Annotated in this window: 20 protein-coding genes; 17 read left to right on the top strand and 3 right to left on the bottom strand. The window is 73.5% G+C overall.

What is annotated here, in order from left to right; genetic code table 11:
- Positions 1 to 63: 63 nt before the first annotated feature.
- From Q1K26_RS04400 to Q1K26_RS04355, 10 genes are all read left to right on the top strand, one after another.
- Positions 64 to 1110: an alpha/beta hydrolase gene (locus Q1K26_RS04400; protein ID WP_300007858.1), complete on the top strand. Its 1047-nt coding sequence runs from the start codon at positions 64 to 66 to the stop codon at positions 1108 to 1110.
- Positions 1111 to 1436: 326 nt separating this feature from the next.
- Positions 1437 to 1964 carry a sigma-70 family RNA polymerase sigma factor gene (locus Q1K26_RS04395; protein WP_300007857.1) on the top strand — a complete coding sequence of 176 codons (528 nt, stop codon included), beginning with the start codon at positions 1437 to 1439 and terminating at the stop codon, positions 1962 to 1964.
- The gene (locus Q1K26_RS04390; RefSeq protein ID WP_363320420.1) at positions 1961 to 3139 is read left to right on the top strand and encodes a VOC family protein; all 1179 of its coding nucleotides are present in this window, start codon (positions 1961 to 1963) and stop codon (positions 3137 to 3139) included. Before Q1K26_RS04395 ends, Q1K26_RS04390 begins: the two co-directional genes overlap by 4 nt.
- 122 nt (positions 3140 to 3261) lie before the next feature.
- Positions 3262 to 3594, top strand: coding sequence for a metalloregulator ArsR/SmtB family transcription factor (locus tag Q1K26_RS04385; RefSeq protein WP_300007856.1), 333 nt, complete (start codon positions 3262 to 3264; stop codon positions 3592 to 3594).
- A gap of 13 nt (positions 3595 to 3607) precedes the next feature.
- Positions 3608 to 5044, top strand: a complete 1437-nt coding sequence (locus tag Q1K26_RS04380) for a substrate-binding protein (protein WP_300007855.1) — start codon at positions 3608 to 3610, stop codon at positions 5042 to 5044.
- Between the two features lie 90 nt (positions 5045 to 5134).
- Complete coding sequence (locus tag Q1K26_RS04375) at positions 5135 to 6682, top strand: amidase (protein WP_300007854.1); 1548 nt, start codon at positions 5135 to 5137, stop codon at positions 6680 to 6682.
- Positions 6679 to 7380 carry a nitrile hydratase subunit beta gene (gene nthB / locus Q1K26_RS04370; RefSeq protein WP_300007853.1) on the top strand — a complete coding sequence of 234 codons (702 nt, stop codon included), beginning with the start codon at positions 6679 to 6681 and terminating at the stop codon, positions 7378 to 7380. The genes Q1K26_RS04375 and nthB overlap by 4 nt, the downstream gene beginning before the upstream one ends.
- Positions 7380 to 7979: a nitrile hydratase subunit alpha gene (nthA, locus tag Q1K26_RS04365; protein WP_300007852.1), complete on the top strand. Its 600-nt coding sequence runs from the start codon at positions 7380 to 7382 to the stop codon at positions 7977 to 7979. The genes nthB and nthA overlap by 1 nt, the downstream gene beginning before the upstream one ends.
- Positions 7979 to 8386, top strand: a complete 408-nt coding sequence (locus Q1K26_RS04360) for a nitrile hydratase accessory protein (protein ID WP_300007851.1) — start codon at positions 7979 to 7981, stop codon at positions 8384 to 8386. The genes nthA and Q1K26_RS04360 overlap by 1 nt, the downstream gene beginning before the upstream one ends.
- A gap of 154 nt (positions 8387 to 8540) precedes the next feature.
- Positions 8541 to 9578, top strand: coding sequence for an alpha/beta fold hydrolase (locus Q1K26_RS04355; protein ID WP_300007850.1), 1038 nt, complete (start codon positions 8541 to 8543; stop codon positions 9576 to 9578).
- 45 nt (positions 9579 to 9623) lie between these two features.
- On the opposite strand, the gene Q1K26_RS04350 is transcribed toward Q1K26_RS04355, so the two are convergent.
- Both Q1K26_RS04350 and Q1K26_RS04345 read right to left on the bottom strand, forming a co-directional pair.
- On the bottom strand, positions 9624 to 9866 hold the full coding sequence (locus Q1K26_RS04350; protein ID WP_300007849.1) for a hypothetical protein: 243 nt from the start codon (positions 9864 to 9866) through the stop codon (positions 9624 to 9626).
- Between the two features lie 106 nt (positions 9867 to 9972).
- On the bottom strand, positions 9973 to 10761 hold the full coding sequence (locus Q1K26_RS04345) for a sulfite exporter TauE/SafE family protein (protein ID WP_300007848.1): 789 nt from the start codon (positions 10759 to 10761) through the stop codon (positions 9973 to 9975).
- A 435-nt stretch (positions 10762 to 11196) separates the two neighbouring features.
- On the opposite strand from Q1K26_RS04345, the gene rox reads away from it, so the two are divergent.
- The gene (rox, locus tag Q1K26_RS04340; RefSeq protein ID WP_300007847.1) at positions 11197 to 12624 is read left to right on the top strand and encodes a rifampin monooxygenase; all 1428 of its coding nucleotides are present in this window, start codon (positions 11197 to 11199) and stop codon (positions 12622 to 12624) included.
- Between the two features lie 8 nt (positions 12625 to 12632).
- Here rox and Q1K26_RS04335 read toward each other — a convergent pair whose 3' ends face one another.
- Positions 12633 to 13883, bottom strand: coding sequence for an MFS transporter (locus Q1K26_RS04335; RefSeq protein WP_300007846.1), 1251 nt, complete (start codon positions 13881 to 13883; stop codon positions 12633 to 12635).
- 152 nt (positions 13884 to 14035) lie between these two features.
- Here Q1K26_RS04335 and Q1K26_RS04330 point away from each other — a divergent pair, with 152 nt between their 5' ends.
- The 6 genes from Q1K26_RS04330 to Q1K26_RS04305 all read left to right on the top strand — a co-directional run bounded on the left by Q1K26_RS04330 (position 14036) and on the right by Q1K26_RS04305 (position 20418).
- Complete coding sequence (locus Q1K26_RS04330) at positions 14036 to 15571, top strand: ABC transporter substrate-binding protein (protein ID WP_300007845.1); 1536 nt, start codon at positions 14036 to 14038, stop codon at positions 15569 to 15571.
- A 1-nt stretch (position 15572) separates the two neighbouring features.
- Complete coding sequence (locus Q1K26_RS04325) at positions 15573 to 16514, top strand: ABC transporter permease (RefSeq protein ID WP_300007844.1); 942 nt, start codon at positions 15573 to 15575, stop codon at positions 16512 to 16514.
- Complete coding sequence (locus tag Q1K26_RS04320) at positions 16511 to 17326, top strand: ABC transporter permease (RefSeq protein WP_300007843.1); 816 nt, start codon at positions 16511 to 16513, stop codon at positions 17324 to 17326. Before Q1K26_RS04325 ends, Q1K26_RS04320 begins: the two co-directional genes overlap by 4 nt.
- A gap of 42 nt (positions 17327 to 17368) precedes the next feature.
- Entirely contained in the window at positions 17369 to 18178 is an 810-nt protein-coding gene (locus Q1K26_RS04315; protein ID WP_300007842.1) for a TauD/TfdA family dioxygenase, read from the top strand.
- 94 nt (positions 18179 to 18272) lie between these two features.
- Positions 18273 to 19181: an EfeM/EfeO family lipoprotein gene (locus Q1K26_RS04310; protein WP_300007841.1), complete on the top strand. Its 909-nt coding sequence runs from the start codon at positions 18273 to 18275 to the stop codon at positions 19179 to 19181.
- A gap of 13 nt (positions 19182 to 19194) precedes the next feature.
- Complete coding sequence (locus Q1K26_RS04305; RefSeq protein WP_300007839.1) at positions 19195 to 20418, top strand: Dyp-type peroxidase; 1224 nt, start codon at positions 19195 to 19197, stop codon at positions 20416 to 20418.
- Positions 20419 to 20422 lie beyond the last annotated feature (4 nt).

Here is a 20422-nt window from a genome sequence, read left to right as displayed (position 1 = left end):
CGCATCCGGTCGCGACGCCCGTGGGCCTTGACCCCGGCTCGCCGCCTCGACAGCATCCGCGGCATGGAACTCCTGCCCGGCGTCCACTCGCGCGACGTCGACACCGACCGGATCCGGATGCACTACCTGGAGTCCGGGCCGTCCGGGGCACCGGTGATCGTCATGGTGCACGGGAACCTGTCGACCGGCCGCTTCTACGAGCACCTGATGCCGGAGCTGCCCGCCTACCGGGTGATCGCCCCCGACATGCGCGGTTTCGGGGACTCCGAGAACGCTCCGCTCGACGCCACCCGCGGCCTCGACGACTGGGCCGACGACCTGCACGCGCTGGTGCGGGCCCTGGGGATCACCGACCCGGTGCACCTCGTCGGATGGTCGACGGCGGGCGCGGCGATCGCGCGCTACGCGATGGCCCGGCCCGTGGCGTCGCTGACGTTCGTCGACCCGGTCTCCCCGCACGGCTACGGCGGCACCCACGCCGACGGCACGCCCTGCTACCCGGACTTCGCCGGTTCCGGGGGCGGCGGCGCGAACCCCGAACTCGTGCGGCGCCTGGCCGCGGGCGACGCGAGCGACGAGAGCCCGTTCTCCATCCGCAACGTGATGAACGCGTTCTACTTCGCCCCGAGCCACCGCGAGCCGCCCGAGCGCGAGGACATGCTGGTCGCGGAGATCCTCAAGACCGTCACCGGTGACGCCAACTACCCCGGCGACTCCACCCCGTCGGACAACTGGCCGGGGACGGCCCCGGGCGTCACCGGGATCCTCAACGCCCTGTCGCCGAAGTACTGCGACTGGACCGGGCTGGTCGACGTCGACCCCAAGCCCCCGGTGCTGTGGACGCACGGCGCGGGCGACCTCGTCGTCGCCGACGGCTCCGCGCTGGAGATGGGTACCCTCGGCGCGGCGGGCGCGATCCCGGGCTGGCCGGGAGCCGAGGTCTACCCGCCCCAGCCGATGGTCGGCCAGATCGCCGCGCTGCTCGAGCGCTACGAGCAGGCCGGCGGGCGCGTCCGCACGTCGATCTTCGAAGGGTCCGGGCACGGCCCCCACTTCGACGCCCGCGAGCGGTGGCTGGCCGAGTTCACCGGCTTCCTCGCGAGCTCATGATCGGCGTCGGGGCCACACCGGGTGCGTGTGTGCCGGGTACCGCTCGCGCGCACCGGCTGGTCCCGCGGGATTCGAGCCGACCATGATCATCTTTTGGGAACCGCGAGGCGCGATGTTCGCGCCTCCTGGTTCCGAAGTGCCGATCAAGGCGGGCCACGCACCGCTGCCCGTTCCGAAACGCCGATCACTACGCGCGCCCGGCCGCCCGGGTCCGTTCCACGGTTCGGCGCCCACACCTGGTGTCGTGCTCGCACCGCGGGCGGTGAACCTGCGGCCATCCGGGTGAACCGGCGACGGAACGCGGGTCCACCACGCGACGGAGGGACGTGAACAGCGAGCACATCCGGCCCGAGCCGGGTCCCGCGCTGCTCGATCTCTACGACGCCGCGCTGCCGCAGGTGTACGGCTACCTGCTCGCCCGCTGCGGGCGCCGGGTGCTCGCCGAGGACCTGACGTCGGAGACGTTCCTGGCCGCGGCGGCCGCGTGCCGTCGACATCCGCCGCCCGCGATGAGCACCGGCTGGCTGATCGGGATCGCGCGGCACAAGCTCGTCGACCACTGGCGCGCGGCCGAGCGCGAGGAGCGGGGGCTGCGGTCGGTCGGCGAGCCCGACCCGGCCGACGACCCGTGGGACGCCCACCTCGACGCCCTGCTCGCGCGCGACGTCCTCGACGCCCAGACCGGCACCCACCGTGCCGTCCTCACCCTGCGCTACCTCGACGGGCTCCCGGTGCCCGAGGTCGCCCGCTGCATGGGCCGCACCGTCCACGCGACCGAGGCCCTGCTCACCCGAGCCCGATCCGCGTTCCGCCGCACCTACACCGCCCGCTCGACGGAGGGAGGCCGACGATGACCGACCCCCTCGACGCCCTGAGCGCCCCGAGCACGCCCGTCGATCCCGACCCGGGCTTCGCCGCCGCCCTGCGCGCCCGCCTGGAGCGCGCCCTGCTCGACCCGAGGGAGAACACCGTGACCACCACGCTCGCACCACCTCGCACGACCGCGCGCATCCGCGCGCTGACCCCCTACCTCGCGGTGACCGACGCCGTCGCCGCCGTCGACTTCTACGTCACCGCGTTCGGCGCCACCCGGCGCGGCGAGCCGATCGTCATGCCCGACGGGCGCACCGGGCACGTCGAGGTGGCGCTCGGCGACAGCGTCCTCATGCTGGCCGACGAGTTCCCCGAGATGGGGCTGGCCGCGCCGGCCACCCGCGGCGGGGTGAGCCAGTCACTGCGGCTGGAGGTGGCCGACCCGGACGCCGTCGTCGCCCGGGCGGTCGCCGCGGGCGCCACCCTGGAGCGGCCCGTCACCGACTCGCCCCACGGCCGGGGCGGCGTCGTGCTCGACCCGTCCGGGCACCGCTGGATGGTCTCCCGCGACACGGCGGCGGCGCGGCCGGGCGACGTCGTCTACGCCTCGCTGTGGACCCCGGACGCCGACCGGGCCCGCGCGTTCTACGGCGCCGTGCTCGGTGACCTGGGCCGGCTCGGCATCGCGGCCGACCCGCAGCGCAGCGGCCTGTTCTGCGGCTACGCCGTCGCCGACGTCGACGCCGCCGTCACGGTCGTGCGCGCCGCGGGCGGTACCGCGACCGAGCCCGTCGACGACCACGGCGGGCGGGTCGCCGACTGCGTCGACGACCAGGGCCTCGCGTTCGCGGTGTTCCAGGGCCCGGGGCCGGCGGTGACCGTGCCGGAGTACGCCGAGCTGCGGCTGCCCGACGCCACCCGCGCCCGCGCCTTCTACGGCACCGTGCTCGGCTGGGGGTTCGCGCCGAACGAGTTCCGCACCGGCTTCTGGAACGGCACCGTCGACGGCGAGCGCACCCGCCCCCGCACCGGGCTGGACGGTGGTCACGCCGTACCCACGGTGGTGCCGACGTTCGCGGTGCCGGACCTCGCGGCGGCGACCACGGCGGCGCGGGCGGCGGGCGGCACGACGGACGAGCCGGTGACGGCCCGGTTCGGCCGGATGGCGAGCTGCACGGACGACCAGGGCACCCCCTTCCTCCTCCTGGAACGCTGACGCAACCCCGCTGTCGCACACGGTCCACGCTCTCGCACACGGTGCAGCATCTGCGCGAGCACGGGGCGTGTGCGACGGCTGCGGCGAGCTGCACAGCCGGGAGCGTGGGTTAATCTGCCTGCGTGGCCCCTGATCTCGCGTTCGACGCGCTCGCCGATCCGGTGCGGCGCGAGATCCTCGCGATCCTCGCCGCGCGCGACGAGTGCAGCGCGGGCGAGCTCTCGGCCGCGATCTCCCGCGTGGGCCGCACGGCGGTGTCGAGCCACCTGCGCGTGCTGCACACCGCGGGCCTGATCGCCGAGCGACGGTCGGGGCGGTTCCGGCTGTACTCGGTGGATCCCACGGGCCCGGCGCAGGAGGTCATCCGCCTGCTGCAGGGGCTGTTCCAGTCCTCGCTCGACGCGGCGAAGGTCGCCGCGGAGGCCACGTCCGGTACGGACCGCAGAGTCATGTGATGGGCGCCATGTGATGGGCGGCCTCGTCCTGCACGCGCAGACGAGCATCGAGGCACCGCCCGGCGCGGTCTTCGCCCTGTTCGGTTCGGAGACCGGGGCGGGATGGCTGTTCGACGCGGTCTGCGACCGGGTCGCGGTCGGGGCCGTCGTCACGATGCAGGCGCCGCTCGGCGGGGAGCAGGTCGCGGTGCTCGGCCGGATCAGCGCGGTGCGCCCTCCGCGCCGGTCCCGGCCGGGCCGGATCGAGATACGGCTGGACCAGCCCTGGCGGGGCCGGTTGCGCGTGCTGTTCGACGACGACGGCGCCGGCACCCGCGTCCGGGTCGTCGCCGACCTCGACGACACCGGGCTGACCTGGCTGATGCGCCGCCGCGGCGTCCCGGTGCCCGAGCGCCCGCACTCCGGCGAGCACCTCGTCGGGCTGCTCACCAGCAAGTCGGGGTCGGGCAGCGTGTTCGCCGCAGCCACCGAGAACCTGATGACGATGGCCGTCGACGAGGTCAACGCCGACGGCGGCATTCGCGGGCGGCCGCTGCGCCTGGTCTTCGGCGACGACGGCACCGACCCCGCGACCGGCGCCACCGAGGCGTGGCGGCTGGTGCGGGCCGGCTGCCGCACGGTCCTCGCCACCACCACCTCGGCCACGTTCGCGCGCATCTCGGCCGAGCTGAGCACCGCCGGGGTCCTGCTGGTGCAGACCCTGATGAACGAGGGCGGGCTGGGCGGCGAGCTGTGCGTGCAGCTCGGGGAGCGGCCCGGTGACCAGCTGCGCGCCGCCGTCACGCCGCTGATGCGGGCGGCGGGCGGGCACCGCTGGTTCCTCGCCGGCAATGACTACGTGTGGCCGCAGGTCGTGCACGCGATCGCGCGACCCGTGCTGGCCGAGCGCCGGGCGTCGATCGTGGGCGAGGGGTTCGCCGCGCTGGGCACCCGCGACTTCACCCCGCTGATCGAGCGGATCGGGGCCTCGGGCGCCGATGTCGTGCTGTCCTCGTTCGTCGGGGCCGACCTGGTCGCGTTCGAGCGCCAGTGCCACGCGATGGGGGTGCGCGAGCGCTGCCGCACCCTGGCCCTCGCCCTCGACGAGCCCACCCGCGAACGGATCGGCGACCCGGCGTCGGCCGGGATGTGGGGAGTGTCCGGCTACTTCGAGCAGCTCGACGGCACCGCCAACGCCTCGTTCCTGCGCCGCTACCGCGACCTCTACGGCCGGTTCGCGCCGCCGGTGTCGAGCATCGCGGAGTCGGCCTACGAGGCGGTGCACCTCTACGCGGACGCGGCCCGGCGGGCCGGCGAGGACGAGCCGCGGACCATCGCCAGGGAGCTGCGGTCGTGCCGCTCGCAGTTCCCGCGCGGGCTGGTCACCGTGACGGGCTCGGAGACCGTCGGCCAGGACCTGTTCGTCGCCGAGGCGCTGGCGGGCGGTTTCGCCGTGAGTCCGTCCGGTTAAGCCCACGGCCGACGCGCCACTATCTATTGACATGTGTTGATAGGCGTCACTAGCGTCGCGCTCTCACCGGTTGCCGGAGGTAGAGAGCCCATGCCCGTACGCCCCCCTGATCCCGACGACCTGAAAGCGGTCGCCTCGCACTACGGCCTCGGTCTCGACGACGCCGACATCGCCTCATTCTCGCCCATGGTGCACGGGCTGCTCGCGTCCTGGGACGCCGTGGAGGAGCTCTACGCCGCCTCCGTCCCATCGATGCCCGAGCGGTCCTGGTCCCGCCCCGAGCCCGCGGACAACCCGTACAACGCCTGGTACGTGACGTGCGAGGTGACCGGCAGCGGGGAGGGCCCGCTGGCCGGGAAGACCGTGGCCGTCAAGGACAACACTGCCGTCGCGGGCGTGCCGATGATGAACGGCTCGAAGACGATCGAGGGCTACACCCCGCTGCGCGACGCCACCGTCGTCACCCGCATGCTCGCCGCGGGCGCCACCGTCGCCGGGAAGTCGGTCTGCGAGGACCTCTGCTTCTCCGGCGGCTCGCACACCTCCCGCACCGGGCCGGTCCGCAACCCCTGGGACGAGACGCGGTCCGCGGGCGGCTCGTCGAGCGGCAGCGCGGCGCTGGTCATGGCCGGTATCGTCGACGTCTCCACCGGCGGCGACCAGGGCGGCTCGGTGCGCATCCCGAGCGCCTACACCGGCACCGTCGGGCACAAGCCGACCTGGGGACTGGTGCCCTACACCGGCGCGTTCCCGATCGAGCAGACGATCGACCACGTCGGCCCGATCACCCGCACCGTCGCCGACGCGGCGCTGGTGCTCACCGTGATCGCCGGCCCGGACGGGCTCGACCCGCGCCAGCCGCGGGACCTGGTCCCCGACGACTACGTGGCCGCGATCGCCCGCGGCGCCGAGGGGCTGCGCATCGGCGTGGTGTCCGAGGGATTCGGGCACGCCAACTCCGAACAGGGCGTCGACGACGCGGTGCGCGCGGCCGTCGACACGCTCGTCGGGGCCGGGCTGAGCGCCGAGAACGTCTCGATCCCCTGGCACTCCCACGGTGCGCGGATCTGGGACGTCATCGCCGTCGAGGGCCCGGCCTCGCAGATGGTCGACCTCAACGGCTACGGCCTGAACTGGAAGGGCCTCTACGACCCGGAGGTCATGGAGCACTACGGCAACCAGTGGCGCGGCGACGGCAGCCAGTTCTCCGAGACCGTCAAGCTCGTGCTGCTGGCCGGGAAGTACGCGCTCACCACCCACCAGGGCAAGCACTACGGGATGGCGCAGAACCTCGCCTACGAGCTGCGCCGGGCCTACGACGAGGCGCTCGCGCGCTACGACGTGCTCGTGATGCCGACCCTGCCGATGCAGGCCACCGCCATCCCGCCGGACGGCGCCCCCCGCGAGGAGGTCATCCCCCGCGCGTTGGAGATGGTCGCCAACACCTGCGTCACCGACGTCACCGGCCACCCGGCCTGCTCGGTGCCCGCGGGCCAGGTCAACGGCCTTCCCACCGGAATGATGATCATCGGCAGGCAGTTCGACGACGCCACGGTGCTGCGCGTCGCGAACACGTTCGAGCAGGCGGTCGGGGGCTTCCCGACGCCGACCACCGCAAGCGCAGGGAGCCAGGCATGAACGGCGTGCACGACCTCGGAGGGACCGACGGTCTCGGTCCCGTCCCGGTACCGGAGTCCGAGCCGGTGTACCGGGCGGAGTGGGAGAAGGCGGCGTTCGCCATGTTCTCCATGACCTTCCGGGCCGGCTTCTTCGGCATCGACGCGTTCCGCCACGGCATCGAGAAGATGCATCCGGCCGTCTACCTGCTCTCGCCCTACTACGAGCACTGGATACACGCGATCGAGCACTACGGCGTCGCCAAGGGCACCCTCGACGAGGCCGAGATCGACAAGCGCATGCAGTACTACCTCGAGAACCCCGACGCGCCGATGCCCGAGCGCGACGATCCCGACCTGATGGCCTTCGTCGACGGTGTCGTCAAGGCCGGTGCCCCCGCGGCGCGGCCGTCGGACAAGGTCGCGCAGTTCGCCGTCGGCGACACCGTCACCGTCGTCGACGACAGCCCCTACGGCCACACCCGCAAGGCCCGTTACATCCGCGGCAAGACCGGCGTGATCGACCTGGCGCACGGCACGTTCATCTACCCCGACAGCGCGGGCAACGGCGGGCCGGACGCGCCCGAGCACGTCTACACGGTCAAGTTCACCAACACCGAGCTCTGGGGCGCGGAGGCCGCCGAGCCCAACGGCGTCGTGTACTTCGACGTCTGGGAGCCCTACATCGTCCCCGCCACCACCGCAGAGAAGGCAGCCTGATGAGCAGCGCGAAGATCTACACGCCCGAGGAGATCGCCGCCCGCGTCAAGGCGCTGGAATCGATCATGATCGAGAAGGGCATCATGACGACGGCGGCGGTCGACCGCCTCGTGGAGATCTACGAGAACGAGGTCGGCCCGCAGCTGGGTGCGTCGGTCGTCGCCAAGGCGTGGACCGACGCCGAGTTCAAGAAGCGGCTGGTCGCGAACGCCAGCGAGGCGTGCGCCGAGCTGGGCATCGGTGGACTGCAGGGCGAGGACATGGTCGCGGTCGAGAACACCGACACCGTGCACAACGTCATCACCTGCACGCTGTGCTCGTGCTACCCGTGGCCGGTGCTCGGGCTGCCCCCGAACTGGTACAAGGGCCCGGAGTTCCGCTCGCGGATCGTCCGCGAGCCCCGCAAGGTGCTGCGCGAGGACTTCGGCTTCGACGTGCCCGACTCGGTCGAGGTCCGCGTGTGGGACTCCTCGTCGGAGATGCGCTACTGGGTGCTCCCGCAGCGCCCGGCCGGCACCGAGGGCATGGACGAGAAGGCACTCGCCGCACTGGTCACCCGGGACTCGATGATCGGCGTCGGCCCGGTCAAGGCGGCCTGATGGCGTTCCGCCAGACGGCCACCGAGCTGGGCGACGCACGACGTCGGGTGGAGTCGCTGGTGTGCGACCTCCCGGGCGGCTCCGACGCCGACCGGTCCTTCGACCACCCGTGGGAGCTCCGCGCGTTCGCGATGGCCGTGGCGGCCTACCACAACGGCCAGTACGAGTGGAGCGAGTTCCAGCTCTCCCTGATCGACTCGATCAAAAGGTGGGAGGCCGACGGCGGCGTCGAGCCCTGGTCGTACTACGAGCACTGGCTGGAGGCGCTGGAGACCGTGCTCGCGGGCAACGGCGCGCTGTCCGACGCCGCGCTCGACGACCGGACGAAGGCCGTCCTCGCGACCCCGCGCAACGCCAACCACCACGAGGCCCACCGCGAGCCGGTGGCGGTGGACCCCGCCCGCTGACGTCGCCGACCGCACCGGCGTCGTGATGACCGCACCGGCGTCACGGCGCCGGTGCGCGGGCACGACGCCGGTGCGCTCGTGGGCGCAGCACATCTCCTGGCCGCCCGGTAATGTCCTGCGCGACCATGTCGCCCCCGACGCCGAGGGAGATTCCATGTCCGGCCACTACACCGACGAGGTCCACGGGAAGCACGAGTTCTTCGAGCTGGGCAACTTCTCGCTCACCACCGGGTACACGATCCCCGGCGCGCGCCTGGGCTACAAGACGCTCGGGACGTTGAACTCGGCCAGGGACAACGCCGTGCTGGCGCCGCACATGTTCTCCGGCACGTCGGCGTTCATGGAGAACTACGTGGGCCCGGGCCGGCCGCTGGACCCCGCAACGCACTTCGTGATCCTGCCCGGCCAGTTCGGCGGCGGCTTCTCCTCCAGCCCGTCGAACACGCCCGCACCGTTCGACCGCGGCCAGTTCCCGCCCGTCGCGATCGCCGACGACGTGATCGCGCAGCACCGGCTCGTCACCGAGCACTTCGGCATCGAGCAGTTGCAGGCCGTGCTCGGCTGGTCGATGGGCGCACAGCAGACCTACGAGTGGGCCGTGCGGTTCCCGGACATGGTGCCCCGCGCCGCCGCGTTCGCCGGCACCGCCCGCATGCCGCTGCACAACCAGATCTTCATCGACACCTGGTCCGAGCTGCTGACCTCGGACCCGGCGTTCCGCGACGGCTTCTACGACGACGCCTCGGAGGTCCGCCTGGGCCTGGCGCGGATGTCGGTGGGGTTCTCGCTGATGGGGCTCTCGGCCGCGTTCTATCGCGACGAGCTGTGGCGCGGCCTCGGCTTCGCCTCCGCCGACGACTTCCGGCAGGGCTTCATCCGCGGATACTTCGCGCCGATGGATCCGAACAACCTCCTGACGCAGGGCCGCAAGTGGCGCGCGGGCGACATCTCCGCCCACACCGGCGGCGACCTCGCCGCCGCGCTGGCGAAGATCAGCGCCCAGTTCTTCGTGGTGCCCTTCTCCGAGGACCTGTTCTTCCCACCGGAGGACTGCCGGGCCGACGCCGAGCTCCTTCCGAACGGGCACTACCGGCCGATCGAGACCCCGATGGGCCACTTCGGCATGTTCGGGCTGCGACCCGAGGACCCGGCCGCCATCGACGCGGTGATCGCCGAGATGCTGGCGTCCTGACCACGCCGGGAGCCGGTCGTCGCGCCCGGCACGGTTCGGGGCCGGTCAGGGGGTGAGGACCGCGAAGGCGTCCCGGAGCTGGGCGAACTGGACCGTGCCGTAGACGACCAGCGCCAGGAAGACCGCGCTCGCCAGCGACGTCAGCACGTAGGCGAGGCCGCGCAGAGCCGTCATGACCCGGCCGTCGCGGCGCCCGACGTAGGAGCGTCGGGAGCGCGGCGTCGGACCCCAGCCGGGGCGGTCGCCGGCCGCGGAGTGGGCCGGCCCGGTGTGCGAAGCGGTCTTCATGGCGCTGCCGTCCCCCGACGTCGACGATGGAGCACCCGTTGTAGCCGAGGCGGGGCCGTCCGGACACCGTCGTGGGGTCGCTCCACCCGATCGTGGCGGCGAACCGTCACGACGCGAGGGCGACCACGCTCTCGACGGCGACGAACCCACCCACGGCCAGCAGCATCCCGGCGAAGGTCCGGGTGAGCGCGACCCCGGACATCCGGCCGGCCAACCGCCGTCCGGCGAAGCTCGCCAGCACCGCGGTGAGGGTGAACGGCACGAGCACGGCCCAGTCCAGGTCGGCCGCCGACCCGGTCCGCACCGTGAACGCCGCCACCGAGTTGACGACGATGACCAGCAGCGACGTGCCGACCGCCGCCCTCATCGGCATCCGCAGCCCGATCGCCAGCGCGGGCACGAGCAGGAACCCGCCGCCGACGCCGAGGTAACCGGTCAGCACGCCGATCACCAGCCCGCAGCCGACCACCGCACGGGTCGACGGGCGGGCCCGCACCGCGACGGCGCCCCGCGCGGGAGGGTCGACGTCCGGCGCGGGGCCGAGGTCCGCGATCATCGCCGCGGCGGCGAGCACGGTCAGCGCCGCGAACGACAGCAACAGGACCGGCTCGGCGACACGCTGGTTGAGCAGGGAGCCCAGGGCTGCCGCGGGCACGCCCGCGGCGGCGAGCCCGAGACCGGTCCGCCAGTGCACCGACCCGCACCGCAGGCGCGCCAGCACCCCGGCAAGGGCTGTCACACCGACGATGACGATGCTGCCCGTGGTCGCGTCCTGCGCGCTCTGACCCAGCACGTAGACCAGGAGCGGGACGGCCAGCACGCCGCCACCGCCGCCGAGCCCACCGATCACGAGGCCGATCAGCAGGCCCGATGCCGCAGCTGCGCCACGCGTCACCCGCCCTTCCCCCATGTCAGGAACATCGCCTCCGAAATGTACGGTCATTGATGGGCCTCGACAATGAGTGCGTGATCACGCCCCGTGGCGGGTGCGGGCGCCCGGTGGCCCCGGCCGGGTCGCGGTCCGTGCCCGGCCGCCACGTCCCGGGCGGTCCCGGTCCCCGACGTCCCCGTCCGTGGGCGACCTCGACCCCGGGCGATCGGGCGGCGGCGGCCGCGAGGTCTGCCGAGTGCGCGGCCGTGCGATGCGCGCCGGGCCGACGATGCCCGCGCCGCGGATGACGGGCCCGGATGACGGGCCTGCGCCGCCAGGCTCCGGCGGCTCCCCCAACCTATAGCGCGCCAGGGGTCTTGCGGCAAGCCCCCCGTCGCGGCGCATGCTCCCCGGCCGAAGCCATGACCTGCGGGAACACCGTGGTGAGACGGGGGATTCGTGAGTGATGTGATCGTTGTCGGCGGCGGGCCGACCGGGGTGATGCTGGCCGCCGAGCTGCGGCTGCACGGCGTAGAGGTGCTTGTGCTGGAACGGGAGCCCGTGCCGACCAGGGTCGTCCGCTCCCTCGGCCTGCACGCGCGCAGCATCGAGGTGCTCGACCAGCGCGGCCTGCTGGAGCGGTTCCTCGCCCACGGCACGCGGTACCCGGTCGGCGGGTTCTTCGCCGCCATCCCCGCACCGTCGCCGGAGCGACTCGACACCGCACACCCGTACGTCCTGGGCATCCCGCAGACCGTCACCGACCGGCTGCTGACCGAGCACGCCGTCGAGGTCGGCGTGGAGATCCGGCGCGGCTGCGAGCTGGTCGGCCTGGTCCAGGACGCCGACGGGGTGACCGTCGACCTGGCGGACGGCACGCGGCTGCGCTGCGGGTACCTCGTCGGCTGCGACGGTGGCCGCAGCACGGTGCGCGGACTGCTGGGTGTCGGCTTCCCCGGCGAGCCCAGCACGGCCGACACGCTGCTCGGTGAGATGGAGGTGGCGGCCCCGCCCGAGACGGTGGCCGCCGTCGTCGCCGAGGTGCGCCGGACCCAGCTCCGCTTCGGCGTCGGACCGCCCGTCGCCGACGGGGTGTTCCGGGTCGTCGTGCCCGCCGCGGACGTGGCCGGGGACCGGACCGTCCCCCCGACCTTCGAGGAGTTCACCGCACAGCTGCGAGCCGTGGCGGGCACGGACCTGGGCGTGCACTCGCCGCGCTGGCTGTCCCGGTTCGGCGACGCCACCCGCCTGGCCGAGCGCTACCGGTCGGGTCGGGTACTGCTGGCGGGCGACGCGGCGCACGTGCACCCGCCGGTCGGTGGGCAGGGGCTCAACCTGGGGCTCCAGGACGCGTTCAACCTGGGCTGGAAGCTGGCCGCCGAGGTCGACGGCTGGGCGCCGGAGGGGCTGCTGGACAGCTACCACACCGAGCGGCGCCCGGTGGCCGCGGACGTGCTGTCCAACACCCGCGCGCAAATGCAGCTGATGGCCCCGGAGCCCGGGCCCCAGGCCGTGCGCGCGCTGCTGGCGGAGCTGCTGACCTACGAGGACGTGAACCGCCACCTCATCGAGAAGGTCACCGCCATCGGGGTCCGCTACGACCTCGGCGAGGGGCACGCCCTGCTCGGGCGGCGGCTGCGGGACATCGCCCTGGAGGGCGGGCGCCTCTACCGCCTGATGCACGACGGTCGTGGGCTGCTGCTCGACCAGACCGGCCGGCTGTCGGTGGCGGGCTGGACGGACCGGGTCGACCACGTCGTCGACACCAGCGAGGAGCTGGACGTGCCCGCGGTGCTGCTGCGACCCGACGGCCACGTGGTGTGGGTCGGGGAGGACCAGCGAGACCTGCTCGACCGGCTGCCGGCGTGGTTCGGGGCCGCGGCCTGACGCGGGGCTCAGCCGCGCAGCGCGCCGCGGCGGGCGAGCGCGCCGATCACCACCGCGCTGACCAGCGGGACCGCGGCCAGCACCAGCCACGCCAGCACGGGCGGGGCGACGGAGACGTCGAGCAACGCCCCGACGGCGGTGCTGCCGACGAGCACGGCGAGCCCTCCGGCCGAGGCGAGCACGCCGAAGTACGCCCCGAGCCTGCGCTCGGCGGCGAGCACGGGCACCAGCGCCTGGGCCACGGGCCCGGCCAGCATCTGGCCCGCGGTGAGCAGGACGACGAACCCGATCGACGGCCAGACCCCGGCCGGGGATGCGGGCAGCGCGACGGCGACGAGCAGGAAGGCCGCCGACATCAGTCCGAATCCGAGCATGAGGGGCTGCTCGACACTGCGTCGGCGCGCCCACCGGGTCGTGCGCACCTGCCCGAGGATCACCATCACCGCCGCGAGGGCGAAGAGCCAGCCCAGCGCGGCCTGCCCGCCGGTGCCGCGCTCCAGCTCCACCGGGAGCGCCAGGTAGAGCTGGTTGTAGCAGAGCAGGTAGCCCGAGTAGCCGGCCGCGAAGACGAGGAAGCGCCGGTTGCGCAGCACCTCGGCCCAGCCGTCGAGCACCGGCTCACCGGCGTGCGCCGCGGCGCGGTGCGGGAGCCATCGGAGGTGGGCCAGGCCGATCAGCACGAAGGCCGCTGCGGCGACGGCGCAGGCCACCCCGAAGTCGATGAGGAGCAGCGCGGCACCGATGAGGGGTCCGACCACCGTGCCGACCTGGCCGCTGACGGCGAACATCGCGAAGACGTCGGCGCGGGTCGGCCCGGCGGGCGGCAGCTCGCCCGCCTCCCGGGCCAGCGCGGACTCGACGGCCGGGGAGAACAGCGCCGCGGCGAACCCGGTCAGCAGGGCACCGGCCAGCACGCCGGGCAGCGACGTCGCCGCGCCGAGCAGCAGGAAGCCGGCCACCCGCAGCGCGCATCCGGCCAGGATCACCGGCTTCGCACCCCACCTGTCGGCCAGGGTCCCCCCGACCACGAACAGCCCCTGCTGGCTGAAGGTGCGCAGGCCCAGCACGAGCCCCACGAGACCACCGGCGAGGGCGAGGTCGGTCGCGAGGTGCACCGCGAGATAGGGAACGACCATGTAGAAGCCGACGTTGAAGGCCAGCTGCGTGCCCACGAGCAGGCGCATCACCCCGGGCAGCGCCCCGAACGCGGTCCGCGCGGGTCGACGCGGCGAGGGCTTCTGCACGTCGTCCCGTTCCATAATCACCATTCATTCGCATTTAAGAATATGTGCGACAGCCCTTAGATAGCTGGTGCAGGAGATGTATCACAAGCGTTGACACGCCGCTTGCGGCGACCACACAATCCGCCGACCGCCCAACCGGCAGCACCCCGTGAGAGGCAGGCGCCCACGTGCACCCCGCATCGATCCGAGCCCGGGCCTGCGCGCTCGCCGTCCTGACCGGCGTGCTGACCGCGTGCGGCACCGCGGCCACCCCGTCCACCGGAGCCGCCACCACGGACGGCTCGGTGACGTTCGGCCTGCAGTTCCCGCCGCGCTCGGGTCTGGCGATCGACACCGACGACGCCTTCCTCCTCACCCAGCTCGCGGCCACGGAGACGCTCGTGTCCCTCGACGCCGACCGTCAGCCGCAGCCCGGGCTGGCGACCGGGTGGGAACAGACCGAACCCACGACGTGGCGGTTCACCGTGCGCCCGGGTGTGACGTTCCACGACGGGTCGCCCCTCACCGCCGAGGCCGTGGTCGGGGCGCTCGACCACGTCACCGGCGTCGCCGCTCCCCCGCGCGCCATCGCGACCGCGGGCATCACCGCCGAGGCGGACGGGGACGCGGTACTGGTGCGCACCGGCACCCCCGACCCGATCCTGCCATTGCGATTGAGCGCGCCGGGCACGGCGATCCTGGCGCCGTCGGCGTACGCGGGCGACGGGCCGCCCTCAGTGGTCGGCACCGGCACCGGCATGCTGCGGATCACCGCCGCGGACACCACGCAGGGCATCACCCTGGAGCGCTTCGACCAGTACTGGGGCGAGCGGGCCCAGGTGGCCTCGGTGTCCGCGCGCTACCTCCCGGACCCGACGGCCCGCGCACTGGCGTTCCGCGCCGGTGACGTCGACGTCGTGCTCGGCCTGCCGGAGCCCGCCGTGCTGGAACTGGAGGCCACGCCGGACGTCCAGGTGCAGACCGTCCCGACACCCCGCACCGCGAGCGTGTATCTCAACCAGGCCGCGCCACCGTTCGCCGACGTCACCGTCCGGCGGGCCGTCGCACTCGCCGTCGACCGCACCGCACTCGCCGAGCAGGCCCTCGCCGGCTCCGCGCTGCCCGCGTCGGAGATCTTCGGCCCCGCCGTGCCGTGGGGTGGCACCGGTCCCGCTCCCGCCGCCGATCCGGCCGGAGCCGCCACCCTGCTCGCGCAGGCCGGGTACGGACCGGACAACCCGTTGGACGTGCGGCTGTGGACCTACCCGAACCGCCCGGAGCTGCCGACGCTGGCGACCGCGGTGCAGGCCATGCTGGCCGAGGCGGGCGTCACGGCCGAGATCCAGATCGGCGACTACGCGGCGCAGGAGCCCGAGGTGCTCGCCGGGCGATACGACATGATGCTGCTCTCCCGCAACCTGCTCACCGACCTGCCCGACGCGGCCGGTGTGCTGAGCAGCGACTACAGCTGCGCCGGAACCTACAACCTCAACCGGTACTGCTCGCCCGGCTTCGACGCGCTGGTCGCCGGACTGGCCGACGTCACCGACGTCGCCGCCCGCCAGGACGTGTTCGCGCAGGCGGCGCAGCTGCTCGAGGCCGAGGCCGTCGGCGTGCCGCTGGTCCACACCGTGGACAGCTCGGCCACCAGGGGGGTCACGGGGTTCGTCCCCGACCCGACCGGGCGGGTGCTGGTCACCTCGGAGCTGGCGCGAACGGGCTGAGGTGTCGGGGACGCTGGGCAGGCGGCTGCTCCCGCTGCCGCTGGTCCTGCTGGCCGCCTCGGTGCTGGTGTTCCTGCTCCCCCGCGCATCCGGCCTGGACACCACCCGCACGGTGCTGCGCTCCCGCATCGCGGACTCGGTGCCCGACCCGGCGGTCACGGAGCGGGTGACCCGGGAGCTGGGCCTCGACGGCCCGCTGTGGCAGCAGTACCTGCTCTGGTTCGGCTCGGTGGTGCGCGGCGACCTCGGGCTGTCGTTCTCCACCCGCACCGCCGTCGCCCCGCAGCTCGTCGCGGCGCTCGGGGTCTCGGCGCTGCTCACGATCGGCGCGCTGCTGCTGGCCGGTCTGGTCGGGATACCCGCAGGCGTCGCCGCGGCCCGCCGACCCGGCCGCCCCGTCGACCGGGTCGTCACGACCCTGTCGGTGCTCGGCGCCGCGGTGCCGGAGTTCATCCTCGCCCCGCTGCTGGTGCTGGTGTTCGCGGTGGCGCTGCCCCTGCTGCCGGCCGCGGGCTGGGGCGACCCGGCGGCCGCGGTGCTGCCGGTCGTCACGCTCGCGCTGTTCCCCACCGCACTCGCCGCCCAGCTCACCCGGGCCGAGACCGCCGACGTGCTGGGCTCGCTGCACATCACCGCGGCGCGAGCCCGTGGACTGTCCGAGCGGCGGCTGCTGTGGATCCACGCGGCGCGCCGGTCGCTGACGTCGGTGACGGCACTGTCGGGCACCTTCCTCGCGGGGCTGCTCGGGGGTTCGGTCGTCGTGGAGGTCGTCTTCGCCGTACCCGGGCTGGGCCGGCTGCTCTACGACGCCGTCCTGGCCCAGGACCTCCCCATGGTGCAGGGCAGCCTGCTCGTGCTCGTCACGATCGCGGTCCTCGCGACGATCGGCACCGAGCTCGTGCAGCTCGCGATGGACCCGCTCTCCCGCCGCGCGGTCCGGTGAGGAGGTGGGCGCCCGCGGTGGCGCTGGGGGCGCTGGTGATCGTGCTGGTCGTAGTGGGCCTGCTGCCGTTCGACGCGGTGGGCAACGACCTGGCGAACCGGTTCGCCCCGCCCTCCCCGACCCACCCGCTGGGCACCGACCACCTGGGCCGCGACGTGGCGGCCCGGCTCGCCGCAGGCACCCGCCTGTCGGTCGGCTTCACGGTCGTGGCGGTCGCGGTGTGCGCGGTGATCGGCACCGGTCTGGGCATGGTGGCCGGGTTCCGCGGCGGGATCGCCGCGCAGGCGCTCACGCGCGTCGTCGACGTGCTCGTCGCGGTGCCCTCGATCGTGTTCGCGCTGGTGCTCACCGCCGTGCTCTCCCCCGGCACCCTGACCCTGCTGGTCGCCGTCGTCGTCACGGGCTGGACGCCGTTCGCCCGGCTCGCGCTGGGGCTGACCGTGCGGGAGGCGGGCACCGACTACGTCCGCAGCGCCACCGCGCTGGGCGCCGGACCCGGCCGCATCGTGTTCCGGCACATCCTGCCCAACGCGATCCGCCCGCTCACCGCGCACGCCTTCCTGCGGTTCGCCTCGACCCTGCTCACGATCGCGGGCCTGTCGTTCCTCGGGCTCGGCCCGCAGCCGCCGACCCCGGAGTGGGGGGCGATGCTCGACGAGGCCCGCCCCTACCTGTTCCTCCGGCCGGGGCTGGTACTGGCTCCGGCCGCCGCGATCGTGGGCGTCGCGCTCGTCGTCACCCTGGTCGGACGGGCCCTGGAACGGCGGTGGGGCGAGCCCGACGTCTTCCGCCGGGCCCTCAACACCCACTAGCCTGCATATGCAGATAATGGGCAACAACACATCGGAGGCGTCGTGGCGAGCACCGACGAGCAGGGCCGCCGACGCGGCACCGTAGCGCCCGAGCTGAAGGAGCTGCTCGCGCCGCTCGGCGTGATCCCGGCCAGGGTCGACGACGCCGACGCGCGCGCGGTGCTCGCCCGGGACGGGTCCGTGATCCTGTCCCGCCGCGGAGACGACCCGGAGGCGCTGGTCACCGCGGCCGCGCAGCTGCTCGGCGGCCGACTGCGCGAGCTGTTCGGCATCCGCATCCAGCACGGCGTCGACGCCGACACCCTCACCCTGCACAGCGACGGGGCCACCGTCAGCGTCGACGTCCACGGCCGCACCGTGCGGCTGCGCGACCCCGACGAGGACTACCTGTTCATGCTCTGCACCCGGCCCGCGGCACGCGGCGGCGACTCGGTGCTCATCGACGGCTACGGCCTCGTCGAGGCGATGCGCACGGCCCGCCCCGAGCTGCACGAGTTCCTCACCACCTGCGACGTCGACTTCTTCGGCGGCTGGACCACCCGCCCGCACTCCGTGCCGCTCACGCCGCTGGTGCGCGGCCTGGTGGAGCACACCCGGCGCGGGCGGCGCGCCGTCCGTGCGAGCGACTACGCCATGCCCGTCCCCCGCGCACCGCGCTGGGACGCCCACCTCGCCCACCTCGACGACTACGCCGACGTGCTCGCCACCGCACAGGACTGCGCCGCACGTTTCCGGCTCGACGCGGGCGAGCTGCTCGTGCTGGACAACTACCGCTTCCTGCACGGCCGCGACGCCTTCGCCGGGGAGCGCACGATGCACGTCATGACCGTGCGGACCACCGACGCGTTCTGAGCCGCGACCACACTTGTAGTTAGGCTATCCAGTGTTAGAGTCAGCCTCCCTTTAGTATGGTCAGGCTTGCGAGGTTGATGTGCACCGTCGACAGTTGTCGATCACCGTTGTGCTGGGTCTGGCCCTGCTGACCGGCGGCTGCGCCGGCGACGCGGACCCTCCGGCAGCCGACGGATCCGCCGAGGTCGCCGGCGAGTCGAGCACTCCGCTGGGCCCCGACCATCCGCTGGTCCGCACCGCCGTCGAGGAGTACACGGCCTACGCGTCCCAGCAGGTCGACGACGCGGTCCGGCTCACCACGGTGCTGACGGACGCGGTCCGGGCGGGCGACCTGGCCGCGGCTCAGGCGGCGTACGCGCCGTCGCGCGTTCCGTGGGAGCGCATCGAGCCGCTCGCCGGGCTCGTCGAGGAGATCGACGGCGCCGTGGACGCACGGGTCGACGACTTCGAGAGCGTCGACGACCCCGAGTTCACCGGCTGGCACCGGCTGGAGTACCTGCTGTTCGCGCAGAACACGACCGAGGGAGCAGCCCCGTTCGCCGATCGGCTCGACGCCGACCTGGAGACGCTGCAGGCCGAGTTCGTGACGTTGGAGGTGCCGCCGGTCGCCGTGCCGGTCGGGGCGGCCGAACTGATCGAGGAGGTCTCGGCCGGCAAGATCACCGGCGAGGAGGACCGCTACTCCAAGACCGACCTGTGGGACTTCAACGCCAACCTCGAGGGTTCCCAGGCCGCCATCGAACGCCTCGCACCCGCCCTGCGCGAGGCCGACGCCGCGCTCCTGACCCGGATCGAGGAGGGGTTCGCCGACCTGCAGACGAGCCTCGCCCCGTTCCGCGACGGCGACGGGTGGCAGCTCTACTGCCTCGCCGACGACGACTACCCGTCGCCGCGCTGCCCCGGCACCACCGTGCCGCCGGAGACCGTCGACACCCTCGCCGCACAGCTCGCCGCGCTGTCCGAGGAGGTCGCCCTGACCGCCGGCGCACTGGGCCTGTCGTGACACCGGACCGTCGATGACCGAGGTCTCTCGCCGCCGGCTCGTGATCGGCGCGGTGACCTCGGGAGTCGCCCTCGGCGCGGTGACGGTCACCGGTTGCACCGGCCCCGCGGCCGCCCCCACTGCCCGGTTCGTCCCGTTCCACGGCGCCACGCAGACCGGCATCAGCGCTCTGCCGCTGCCCACCAGGGGCCTGCTCGCATCCTTCTCGGTGCAGGTCCGCGACCGGGCCGCGCTCGGCGGGTTGCTCGCGGGGCTGACCGACGAGATCCGCGGCCTGATGGCCGGGACCCCACCGCGGACGCGCGATGCCGCCTACCCGCCGGTCGATTCGGGCCTACTGGGCGCCGACCCTCCGCCGGACGACCTCTCGGTGGTCGTCAGCGTGGGCGCCTCGCTGTTCGACGACCGGTTCGGACTGGCCACCCGCCGACCCACCGAGCTGATCACCATGCCGTTCCTGGCCAACGACCGCCTCGACCCGCAGCGCTCGCACGGCGACCTGCTGCTCGCCCTGGAGAGCGGGCACGCCGACACCCTGCAGTTCGCGCTGCGCCAGCTGATGCGCCGCACCCGCGGCGAGCTGGTGCTGCAGTGGCTGGTCGAGGGCTACGGCCGGGGTGCCGCGGACGCCGCCGCCGGGACCACACCGCGCAACCTGCTCGGTTTCCGCGACGGCACGGCCAACCTCGACGCACGGGACCCGGCCGTCCTCGACCGTCACGTCTGGCTCCCGGCCGGAGCCGACGAGCCCGAGTGGGCGGTCGGCGGGTCGTACCAGGCCGTCCGGATCATCCGGATGTTCGTCGAGTTCTGGGACCGCACCCAGCTCGTCGAGCAGGAGGCCCTGATCGGCCGGCACAAGATCAGCGGCGCACCGCTGGGCATGCGCGACGAGTTCGACGACCCGCGCTACGACACCGATCCCGACGGCACGCGAATCCCGCTGGACTCGCACATCCGGCGGGCCAACCCCCGCACCCCGGAGACGGCCGGGAACCTGATGCTCCGTCGCGGCTTCTCCTACACCCGCGGCTTCGACGGCGCAGGCCAGCTCGACCAGGGCCTCGCGTTCGTCAGCTACCAGCGGAGCCTGCGCCAGGGCTTCCTCGCCGTGCAGGGGCGGCTGAACGGGGAACGGCTGGAGGAGTACGTCGTCGCGGAGGGAGGTGGGTTCTTCTTCGCACTGCCGGGCGTCCCGAGCGAGGACCGGTTCCTCGGCGACGAGCTGGTGGGATGACCAC

Source organism: Pseudonocardia sp. (assembly GCF_029263155.1).
GTDB lineage: Bacteria > Actinomycetota > Actinomycetes > Mycobacteriales > Pseudonocardiaceae > Pseudonocardia.
The sequence above is the reverse complement of the archived record's forward strand: the minus strand, read 5'-3'. Positions and strand labels throughout refer to the sequence as shown.